At 27.1% G+C, this 12016-nt stretch carries 6 protein-coding genes and 1 pseudogene; 3 read left to right on the top strand and 4 right to left on the bottom strand.

Annotated elements, in window-relative coordinates; translation table 4 throughout:
• Nucleotides 1–147: 147 nt before the first annotated feature.
• Together AACK89_RS05550 and AACK89_RS05545 are read left to right on the top strand one after the other, a co-directional pair.
• Nucleotides 148–714, top strand: coding sequence for a hypothetical protein (locus tag AACK89_RS05550; protein ID WP_338977822.1), 567 nt, complete (start codon nucleotides 148–150; stop codon nucleotides 712–714).
• Nucleotides 715–1003: 289 nt separating this feature from the next.
• Nucleotides 1004–2185 carry a TIR domain-containing protein gene (locus tag AACK89_RS05545; RefSeq protein ID WP_338977767.1) on the top strand — a complete coding sequence of 394 codons (1182 nt, stop codon included), beginning with the start codon at nucleotides 1004–1006 and terminating at the stop codon, nucleotides 2183–2185.
• Nucleotides 2186–2235: 50 nt separating this feature from the next.
• Here AACK89_RS05545 and AACK89_RS05540 read toward each other — a convergent pair.
• Nucleotides 2236–3335, bottom strand: a protein-coding gene (locus tag AACK89_RS05540) for an IS3 family transposase (RefSeq protein WP_338977819.1) whose coding sequence is annotated in 2 segments (ribosomal slippage) — nucleotides 2236–3092 and nucleotides 3092–3335 — 1101 coding nt in all. Because the reading frame shifts where the segments join, the coding sequence is not laid out codon by codon here.
• Nucleotides 3336–3411: 76 nt separating this feature from the next.
• Here AACK89_RS05540 and AACK89_RS05535 point away from each other — a divergent pair.
• A pseudogene (locus AACK89_RS05535) lies at nucleotides 3412–3841 on the top strand (transposase); the annotation flags it as partial.
• Nucleotides 3842–3947: 106 nt separating this feature from the next.
• On the opposite strand, the gene rpoC reads toward AACK89_RS05535, so the two are convergent.
• From rpoC to rplL, 3 genes are all read right to left on the bottom strand, one after another.
• Nucleotides 3948–7700, bottom strand: coding sequence for a DNA-directed RNA polymerase subunit beta' (gene rpoC, locus AACK89_RS05530; protein ID WP_338979295.1), 3753 nt, complete (start codon nucleotides 7698–7700; stop codon nucleotides 3948–3950).
• 24 nt (nucleotides 7701–7724) lie between these two features.
• Nucleotides 7725–11435 (bottom strand): DNA-directed RNA polymerase subunit beta, encoded by a 3711-nt coding sequence (locus tag AACK89_RS05525; protein ID WP_338977817.1) that lies wholly within the window; start codon nucleotides 11433–11435, stop codon nucleotides 7725–7727.
• A 182-nt stretch (nucleotides 11436–11617) separates the two neighbouring features.
• Nucleotides 11618–11998, bottom strand: a complete 381-nt coding sequence (rplL, locus tag AACK89_RS05520; protein WP_252320298.1) for a 50S ribosomal protein L7/L12 — start codon at nucleotides 11996–11998, stop codon at nucleotides 11618–11620.
• Nucleotides 11999–12016 lie beyond the last annotated feature (18 nt).

Here is a 12016-nt window from a genome sequence, read left to right as displayed (position 1 = left end):
AAACAAGTAACTATTTAATTAAAAAATTATAATACTAAATTTTTTTATTTTTTTTAAACTAATACCCTAAATTATAAATATAAAAGTTATATATTTTTTTGTCGTATTATGTTTAACATTTTATGGATAAAACTAAGGAAAAGCAGATTGACTACAACTAAAATATTTAATTGAATAGCTTATATTTCAAGTATTGCTTTACTTATTTTTTTCATATTACTTTTAATGTTTTTACTAATAAAATTTTTATTAAATTATAAACAAAAAAACAAAGTTAAAAGGATACTTTCTTCAAATGATTTTAATCAAATCATAGGAACGAAAAAAGAATTAAAAATAAAATTAAGAAAATATTTTAAAGAAATATTTATTAGAGATGTTGATATAAATTTATTTAAAAAATTCCTAAAATCAGAAAGTGGAGTTAATAAAAAACCAACAAAAATTGCCTGAAATTTTTTTATAATTTTGACAAGTTCAATATTAGTAAATAAATCCGAAGGAAGAGTTTCTGAAGCAATCAAAAGTATTAAAAATACTTTTGATGAAAGTAAACAAATATTATTAACTTCCGATAACAATAACTTAGTAACAGATGTAATTTTAAAAATTATGAATTTAAAAATCAGACCAATCTTAATTGCTAGTAGATCACTAACAAAAATAGATACTAATGGTAATTTCATCATTAATGATAAAAATTGAAGCAAATAAGAAATCGAAGATTTTTGAAAACAAATTGATAAAGTTAGAAAAGATTTAATAGAAAACAAATACTTATATTTTATTTCAATACTTTCACTTTCAACTGCAATTAATGAACAAATCAAAAAATTATTAAACTACACAGATTAAAATATTAAATGTTTAAATAAAATATAAGTAAAAAACAAATTTAAATTTTTAAAACAATATCTTTAAAATTACCTATTAAGACTTATGTTTTATAATCAAAAAAATTATAAAACATAATTTTTAATAATATTAAAAAAGGAGTTAAACAGTGAGAAAAATTTTTATTTCATATCATCATCTAAGAGAACAAGAAGAAAAAGACCAATTAGCAGAGTTAATTAAAAAGTATGCTAATTATTTAAATATAAAAGACATGTCTGTAGAAATAGGGGATATTGATACCACATGATCAAATAATGAAATCGCTAAAACTATTAGACAAAATCATTTAAAAGATACAACTATTACTATTCTTATTCTAGGAATACATACAAAATGTAGACAACATATTGACTGAGAAATTGAAGCTTCATTAAATAAATATGGAAGTTTAAATAGAAGAAAGAAGATAAATAGTTTTATAATACTTTTAACTGCTGATTTTATTAAAAAAGCAAAAATAAATTGTAATTTTAATAACACTTGTGATTATTCTTCTTTAATCACCCAAGAAAATGCTGGTCAAAGAATATATGAAACCGTAATAAATAAACATGCAATTATTGCTACTTATGATGAAATCTTTTCAGATATAATAATTCTTAAAAATTTACTTGATAAAGTTCAATCTAATCATAAAAAAGAAGAAATGTTTTATCAAAATGTTATCAGCCCTAGTTTTTTAAAACCAACTGTTTTAAAAGATAATACTAAAGATACTGTTTTTAATGAAAAAAAAGAAATAGATAATGCAATATTATCTTCAAATAAAGATAATGGTGTTAACAAAGAAAATGATGATAATGATAGTGTAGTACCTTCTAAATCAGAGGAAAAAATAAATGATGCAATATTAACTTTGAGTAAAGATAATGATTTTAACAAAGATGATGATAGTAATATTGTAGTACCTTTTAAATTAGAGGAAAAAATAGATAATGTAATATTAACTTCAATTCAAGATAGTGAAATTAATAATCAATTACTACAAGAAACTACAACCAACTTTACTAAAGATGATAATAAAAGTAATCTTTTAAGAAAATTATCTTTAAAACATAATAGTAAAGATAGTGGAATTGGTAGTGAACTACAAAAAATAAGTATAATGAAAGATGAAAATTTTAAAAGAATACATCTCCATAAAAAAGGTAATTCAGAAGAATGTGAAGCAAAAGAAAAAGAAGAAAAAACAATGCAAGAGTTTACTAAAAAAACAAAAAAATTTATAAATTCTGGTAAAACTAATTATACACAAGAATGTCCAGAAATATATTTATCCTATCTTTAAAACATACAATGGAATGGCAACCCTTTTTAGGACTATTTTTTGGTAGACATTTATTTTTGATAATTAACTGGAGTTAAGTAGTTTAAAGTGCTGTGAATTCTTATGTTGTTATATCAGTTGATGTAATCAAATAATTCTAATTTTAATTGGATTAATGATGTAAAATTTTTATCATTAATAAATTCAATTTTGAAAGTTTTAAAAGTTGCTTCAGCAACAGCGTTATCATAAGGACAACCTTTTTTGCTTAAAGAGCGATTAATATTGAATGCTAGTAAAAGTTTATCAATAATTTTATTATTAAATTCATTACCGCGATCACTATGAAATATTTGAATATCTTTTAAACAACGATTTGAGTGCATAAATGCTTGATGTACTAATGATGCATCTTTTTTAGTACCTACACTATGTCCAATAATTTCGCGGTTAAATAGGTCAATTAATAGGCAAATATAGTTTCATTTACCATTAACTTGAACATAAGTTAAATCACTAACAATAACTTCATTTTTAAGCCTATTATTAAAGTTTCTATTAACGATATTGGTTATTTGACTATCGTTGACTTTATTATGATGATTTTTGAATGATAATTTAGTGTATTTTGATATTAAATTATGTTTATTCATAATTTCTTTAATTTTTCTGCGTGACAAATAAATATTCTTTTCTTTTAGAACAACTTTTAATCTTCTTGTTCCATAAACTTCTTTATTTTCTTTAAAAGCACTAATAACAGCTTCATCATAAATATTATTTTGTTTTCTTTCTTTTTCCTTTAAATTAAAATAATATGTTGATTTAGAAAGTTTTAAAAAATGACACATTGTGCGAATTTTATATTTAACTTTATTTTTAGCAATAATTTCTATTTTCTGCCTATTATTAGTGCTGCTTGCTTTAAAATATCATTTTCCATTCGTAACTGTTTTAATTCTTTTCTTAATTTAATTAATTCATTTTCTTCAATAGAACGATTATCTTTAGTTTTAAAACTGCCTGAATTAGTAAATTGCTTAATTCAATTATAAGTAGCTGCTCTTGTAACATTGTACTCTTTAGCAAGACAAGACACTGACTTACCGCTTTGATATAAAGCTACTATTTGTTTTTTAAATTCATCGGTATATGAGTTAATATTGGCCATAATTATAGTTCCTTTCTTTTAACTAATTTGTTCACTTGTCTACGTAATTAGTGTCCAACAAAGTGTAACCTATCCAAATAGTTTAAAATATGTTTCATACAAACATCGAAAAGGTCTAGTTGCAGATTTAAAACCAATTTATAGTGCATGTAGTGAAGAACAAGCAATGCAAGCTTTAGAATCGTTTGAAAGTAAATGAAATAAACAATATCCTCAAATTACTAAATCTTGATATAAAAATTGAGATAATTTAATGGTTTTTATTAGTTATCCAGTAGAAATCAAAAGAGTGATTTATACTACAAATGCTATTGAATCTGTTAATAGTCAATTACGAAAAATCATCAGAAATAAAAAAAGTTTTTCCTAATGATATGGCAGTTTTCAAAATATTTTACTTGGCAATTAAAAATATAACAAAAAAATGAACATTGCCTATTTAAAATTGAAATACAGCAATTGCTCATTTTATGATAAAATTTGAAGACAGAATTAATCTAAATTAGTAACTTTGTAAAACAAAGATACACAGATTATTAAAAAGCCTCGAAAATAAAATATAAATATTTAAAAAGTGAGAATAAAATTTTCACTTTTTATTTTTATTTTAATTTAGTATTCTTCTTCAAGTGAAGAATTACCCATACCTATTAACTTCTCAGTTGGCATTAAACCAGTACCGGCCGGTATCAAGTTTCCTAAAATAACATTTTCCTTTAAACCACGTAAATTATCTTGTTTTGACTTAATAACAGCATTAGTTAATACTCTTGTTGTATCTTGGAAAGAAGCAGCAGCCAAGAATGATTCTGATTCTAATGGTGCTTTTTTAATCCCTAAAATAATTGGATGACCAAAAGCGGGTTTTTTACCAGCAACAATAATTTTGGCATTAACATTCTTAAATTCTTTGATATCAACAATCGCTCCAGGCAATAATGGTGAATCATTACCTTCAACTACAAAAATACGATTCAACATTTGTTTTACAATAATTTCAATATACTTATCAGAAATTTCAATTCCTTGTAAACGATAAACACGTTGTACTTCTTTTAAAATATATTGTTGAACTTCAATGATTCCTGCTACTTCTAGTAATTGTGTAATATTAATTGCACCTTCAGTTAGTTTTTGGCCAATCTTAACATTATCACCAATTTTAATTCTTACCTGCGCATTATATTGAGTTTTATATTCTTTATAGTCAAGTTTTGACTTTACAGTAATTGTATAAATTCCTTGCTCTTCACGAATATCTGTTACTTTACCATCAAACTCACTAATAATAGCAACAGCACCTTTGGGATTAGTAATATCTAATAATTCTTTAATTCTTGGTAATCCTTGGGTAATATCACTACCACCAGCAACTCCTCCAGTATGGAAAGTTCTCATCGTTAGTTGAGTTCCTGGTTCACCAATTGATTGCGCTGCAATAATTCCAACTGCTTCACCAATAGCAACAATAGAACCTGTTGTTAAATTAATACCATAACATTTTTGACAAACACCATAAGTTGCTTCACAAGTTAAAACTGAACGAATATTTATTTTTGTAATTTTTGCCTCTAATATTGTTTCTACTAATTTTTCAGTAATTAATTCATTATTTGCAACAATTACATTATTGTTACTATCAACAACATCACCTTGAACAAAACGTCCAAATAAACGGTCACGTAAGGGCACAATAATATTATTACGTTTTTGGTCAACAACGTCACTAATTATAAAGCCATTACCGGTATTACAATCTTCTTCAGTAACAATAATATCTTGTGAAACGTCAACTAGTCTTCTTGTTAAATAACCTGAGTCAGAAGTTTTAAGCGCCATATCTGCCATTCCTTTACGAGCACCATGGGTAGAAATAAAGAACTCTGAAACATTTAATCCTTCACGGAATGAAGATTTAATTGGTAATTCAATAACTTCTCCTTTTGGATTATTCATTAAACCACGCATCCCTACTAATTGAGTAAAGTTACTAATATTAGTTCTAGCACCTGAATCTCACATCATAAAGATTGGATTTTCAATATCTTTTCTTAAAACTGTTTCTAGTTCAACTTGAATATTATTTTTAATACCACTTCATTTATTAATAATATGGTAATGACGCTCACGATTAGTTAACATACCTTGTTTATAAAACTTGTTAATTGTTTTAACATATTCATCTGCTTCTTTAAATAATCTTGTTTTACCTGAATAAGATACAACATCGCCTGCAGAAATTGTTGTTCCTGAAATTGTTGAAAATTTAAAACCAAGATTTTTCATTTTATCTAACATTTGTGCAGTTAATTGAGTTCCAAAAGTTTTAAAATATTTATGAATAATATCTGCTAAATCTTTTTTCTTAAATGGTTCAACAATAACTCTTTTTTTAATAAATTCACGAAAATCAACATCAGTTGTAACTAAATCTTCATTATGGGTTTCAGTTAAATTAATAATATTTGGGCGATTAATAAATGGCATTCTTTCTGAAAACATTTGATTAAAAATAATCTTACCAATAGTAGTAATTAAAAATTTGTTTTGATCGGTAGCAGCAAATTTACTTGCACCTAAACTAGCAACACGAATTCCAATAATAGCATGTAATGAAACTTGTTTTGTATCATAAGCTTTAATTGCTTCATTAACATCTTTAAAAATTGAACCTTGACCTAATTCATCTAATTTTTCAATAGTTAAATAATAATTACCAAGAACCATATCTTGAGTTGGCGTAACAATTGGTTTACCATCTTTAGGACTTAAAATATTTTTTGAACCTAACATTAAACTTCTTGCTTCAGCTACTGCTTCTTGGGTAATTGGCACGTGAACAGCCATTTGATCACCATCAAAGTCAGCATTAAAAGCAGGAGTTACTAGTGGATGTAAACGAATAGCTTTCCCTTTAACTAGAATTGGTTCAAATGCTTGAATTCCTAAACGGTGTAAAGTTGGGGCACGGTTTAATAAAACAGGACGATCTTTAATTACTTCTTCTAAAACATCTCAAATTCGTTCATCTTGGATTTCAATTAATTTTTCAGCAATTTTAATATTTAAAGCTAATTCTTGATGAACTAATCTTTGCACAACAAAAGGTTTGAACAAAATAATTGCCATATCACGAGGAATACCACATTGATACATTTTTAATTCCGGACCAACAGCAATAACACTTCGACCTGAATAATCAACACGCTTACCTAATAAGTTTTGACGGAAACGTCCTTGTTTTCCTTTTAATGTTGAAGTTAAAGATTTTAATGGACGTTTATCTCTTCCTGTTACTGGACGTGCTTTACGTTCATTATCAAATAAAGCATCAACTGATTCTTGCAACATTCTTTTTTCATTATTAATAATTAAGATTGGTGCTCCCATTTGTTTTACTTTTTTTAAGCGTTCATTACGAATAATAATTCTTCGATATAAATCATTAATTTCTGATGTTGTAAAACGACCACCATCTAACTGAATAATTGGACGAATATCAGGTGGAATCACCGGAATAGCGTGTAATACCATTCATTCTGGTTTATTTCCTGATTTAGCAAATGAATCAATAACATCTAAACGACGTTCTAGTTTTCTACGATCAGTTTGTGATTTCTTGTTTGTCAATTGTTTTTTAATGGCAAGAAATTCTTTTTCTAAATTAATATTTTTTAATAAATACTCAATAGCTGAAGCACCAATTCCAAATTTTGTTCCAGTATGTTTAGTAATAAATTGAGCACATTCATCCATTGAAAATGGACGTGAAGTATCTGCTAAAGTATCAGTTAACATTTGAGCACGAGTATAAGCAAAAGAAGAAGGTTCTAATTGTTCTAAAATTTGTGCAAATACTTTACGTAAACGATTACGAGTATCAGTTGAAGATTTAGCATTACCTAAATCCATAATCATTTTTTGTTTTAAACCTTTAGCGGTCCCTGGGTCTAAAACAATATAAGAAACAAAATATGCTACTTCTTCTAAGTCTTTAGCTTTCATATCTAATGCTAACGCAATTCTTGAAGGAGAAGCCTTTAACATTCAAATATGAGTTACTGGCTCTTCTAACTCAATGTGTCCTAAACGTTCACGTCGAACAATTGCTTCAGTAATTTCTACTAAACAACGTTCACAAACTTTACCTTTATTTTTTATTTTCTTATATTTACCACAAGTACATTCATAATTTTTAGTTGGTCCAAATATTCGTGCATCAAATAATCCATCTTTTTCAGGTTTTAATGACTTATAATTAATTGTTTCTGGCTTTGTAATTTCTCCATGTGATCATGAGCGAATTTGATCGGGAGAAGCAAGAGAAATTTTAATGGCAGTATAATGTTTTGAATTTTTTTGCATTTGCATATATTTATTACTCCTTTTCTAATCCTCAAGATAACTTTCGACTTCTTCATCGTAAGTTACCACTTTTTGTTCTTGACCTTTTTCGTCAATTAACACAATATTTATTCCTAAACCTTGTAGTTCTTTTGTTAAAACATTAAATGATTCAGGGATACCTGGCGTTGGAATCTGTTTATTACGTATAATCGCTTCATAAGTTTTAATTCTACCTTTAATATCATCAGATTTAATAGTTAGGATTTCTTGTAAAGTATGAGCAGCACCATAAGCTTCTAATGCTCAAACTTCCATTTCTCCAAATCTTTGTCCACCATTTTGTGCCTTACCACCTAATGGTTGTTGAGTAATTAATGAATATGGACCCACATTACGAGCATGTAATTTATCATCTACCATATGTGATAGTTTTAGCATATACATAACACCAACAGAAATTTTCTTGGCAAACTTTTCACCAGTTAAACCATCATATAATGTTAATTTATCAAAATCATTATATTTTGCTTCTTTCATAATATCTAACAAGTCTTGATTTTTTGCACCATCAAAAACAGGGGTTGCTACTTTAATTCCTAAAGTTTTAGCAGCCATTCCTAAGTGTAATTCAAGAATTTGTCCAATATTCATCCGCGATGGTACTCCTAATGGATTTAACATAATATCAACCGGTGTTCCATCTTCTAGGAAAGGCATATCTTCAATTGGTAAGACTTTAGAAATAACACCTTTATTTCCGTGTCTTCCAGCCATTTTATCTCCTTCTCGGATTTTACGTTTTTGGACAATAAATACTTTAACTACTTCTTCTACTTCTGAAAGTAAGTCAAAACCATCTTCACGTTTATAACGTTTAATACCTTGAACAATTCCAGCACCACCATTAGGTACTCGTAATGAATTATCTTTAACATTACGTGATTTTTCACCAAAAATAGCTGCTAATAATTTTTCTTCAGCAGTTGATTGTGTTTGACCTTTTGGTGTAACTTTACCAACAAGAATATCTCCTTCTTTAACTTCAGTTCCAATTAAAACAATTCCTTCATCATCAAGATAACGTCTTGATTGTTCAGAAGTATTAGGGATTTCACGTGTAATTTCTTCTTTACCTTGTTTTGTTTTTCGACATTCTAAATTATATTCTTCAATATGCATTGAAGTATAAACATCATCTTTTACTAAACGTTCACTAATAATAATAGCATCTTCATAGTTATAACCATGTCAAGTCATGAAAGCAATAATTACATTTTGTCCTAATGCAAGTTCGCCATCTTTCATCGAAGGTCCATCTGCTAAAATTTGATTAACTTCAACTTTATCACCAACTTTTACTAATGGCACATGAGTTACTGCTGTTCCTTGATTACTACGTTCAAAACGACTTAACTCATAAGTTGTTATTTCATCTTCTGATTTAATAATAATTTCATGAGAATCAACATATTGTACAACTCCCGGTAAATTAGCAACAATAGCTAATCCTGAGTCACGAGCAACAGCATACTCAACACCCGTACCAACAATTGGTGTTTGGGGTTTTAATAATGGAATTGCTTGACGTTGCATATTAGCTCCCATTAAAGCACGGTTAGCATCATCATTTTCTAAAAAGGGAATACAACTTGTAGCTATTGACACAATTTGTTTTGGTGAAACATCAATATATTCAACTTCGTTTGGTCCAACAATAATATTTTGACCATTACTACGAGCAATAACATTATTATTTTTAATAACATTATTAGTATCTAATTCAATATTAGCTTGTGCAATGATATAATTCTTTTCTTCACCAGCAGTTAAATATTTAATTTCATTAGTAATTTTACCTGCAATTACTTGACGGTAAGGTGTTTCAATAAAACCGTATTCATTAATACGAGCATAAGTGGCTAAATTATTGATTAAACCAATATTAGGTCCTTCAGGAGTTTCAATCGGACAAATTCTTCCATAGTGAGAATAGTGAACATCACGAACTTCTAAACTAGCACGATCACGTGATAATCCACCAGGTCCTAAAGCAGTTAAACGTCTTTTATTAGCCAATTCTGCTAATGGATTAGTTTGATCCATAAATTGTGATAATTGTGATAAGTTAAAAAACTCACCAATAACAGCTGTTAATGGTTTATTATTTGTAATATTTGCTGGTTTCATTTTATCACTATCAGTAGTTGACATTTTTTCTTTAACGTTTTTTTCAATACGTCCCATTCCAATACGAAATTGGTTTTGTAGTAATTCACCAATTGTACGAATACGACGATTTGCTAAGTGATCAATATCATCAGCATTACCAATACCATGAACAAAATTTAAAATATAAGAAAGAGTTGCTAAAATATCAGCAATAGTAATAATTACTTCTTTACATTTAGGATTAATTCCAACAACATTAATAACTTCATTTAATCTTTCTTTATCATTATAAACTTTAATTAACTGCACATAATGTTTTGGTTCACTATCACTGATTGATGTTTTTAAAGGTACTAAACATGCTCCTTCTTCTAATACTGTTTTTAGAATTTCTAATTGTGATTTACCAATTACTGTTTTTTTGGATAAAACAACATTACCTCTAATATCTTTAATATCTTCAGCTAGAGTGTAATTTAAAACACGATCTGTAATAGCTAATTTTTGAATTAGCTTATATCTTCCTGCTTTTGTTAAATCATATTTTTTTGAATCAAATAATAATCCAGTTAAAAATTTTGCAGCACCATCAACACTGGCAGTTTCTCCGGCTTTAATTTTTTTATAAATTTCTTGTACTGCTGCTGGTCAATTTTGATGTTCATCATATTCATAAGTATTTAATAAAACATCATCTTTACCAATGATATTAATAACATCATCTTTAGTTAATCCTAAGGCAGTAAGTAAAGTGGTTACTGCAATTTTACGTGATTTTTCAATTTTAACTTGAATAATATCTTTAATTGCATTTTTATTACGAACTAATTTATTACGTTTAGAATCAGTTTCAAATTCTAGTCAAGTTCCACGTGATGGAATTAAATCACCTAAAAATTTATATAATCCGGTTTTTGGATCAATTTCAATTTTAAAATATGCACTTGGTGAACGAACTAATTGTGAAACAACAACCTTTTCACTTCCATTAATAATAAATGTTCCTTTTTGTGTCATTAATGGAAAATCACCTAAAAATACATCTCCTTCACGAGTTAATGTATAATCAACAATTAAAACATCTTCTTCTCTACTTTTAATAGTAACTTCAATAGTTGAAAATTCACTATTAGCATGAACATTTTTTTCTTCAAAATAATATATATTATCGCTAACTTTTGGTTCATTAATGTTTTTAATACCAAATTGGTCTTTAATTCAACGCATTAAATAATCTAAAATATTATCTTTAGCAGCAATAGTTAAATGACGATTATTTTCATGAATTGATAGAGATAATTTTGTATAGATTGGTGCTTCATAAGTTTTTGACTCATCTTTTGCTTCTTTTAATGTTCTTCTTGGTTTACGAAATTCTCAATCAATCAATGATAAAATAATACGATTATCATTATCAGTTACCGGAAATATTTCATTAAATACTTCTTGTATTCCTGTATCAATAAATCATTTATAAGTATCACGTTGAATTGAAATTAAATCAGGAAGATCTAAATTTCCTGATACTTTAGTATAGTCACGTCTTTTAGCATAATGACCAAATTGTTTTGTAGTATATGACATTGGTTCATCTCCAATTTTAAAAATTTATTAAAATCAAATAATTTGATTTCAGTTAATTAGTATTAAATTACTAATTAGTTTGATAAAATATTAAGTTTTAAGTTGATAATTTTTAGTTAAATAACAAACAGAAAACCAGTATTAATTAAAACTGGTTTTCATATAAATTTTTAATATTTGAATTACTTAACTTCAACAATAGCACCAACGGCTTTTAACGTTGCTTCGTGTTCTGTTGCTTTTGCTGTATCAATATTTTCTAAAATCTTTTGTGGTCCTGTTGCTACTGCATCAACCATTTTTTTAGCATCCATTAAAGACATTGTTCCACCAACAATTGCCTTAACTGCTTTAATAACATCAACTTTTTTGTCTCCTACTTCTTTTAAGATTACAGAAACTGTTGATGGTTTTGTTGCTTCTTCTTTAGCTGCTGCTGGTGCAGAAGCAACTGCTGCAGTTACTCCAAAAGTTGTTTCAATTAATTCAACTAATTCTTTTAATTGAACTGCTGTCATTGTTTTAACATGTTCAATAATTTGTTTATTTGTAATATTTTCCATTATTTTTTCCTCCATATA

It is taken from the genome of Spiroplasma endosymbiont of Panzeria rudis (assembly GCF_964019705.1).
GTDB classification, from domain to species: domain Bacteria; phylum Bacillota_I; class Bacilli_A; order Mycoplasmatales; family VBWQ01; genus Spiroplasma_E; species Spiroplasma_E ixodetis_A.
Note: the sequence above shows the minus strand (reverse complement) of the source record. Positions and strands in the feature narration are given on the sequence as shown.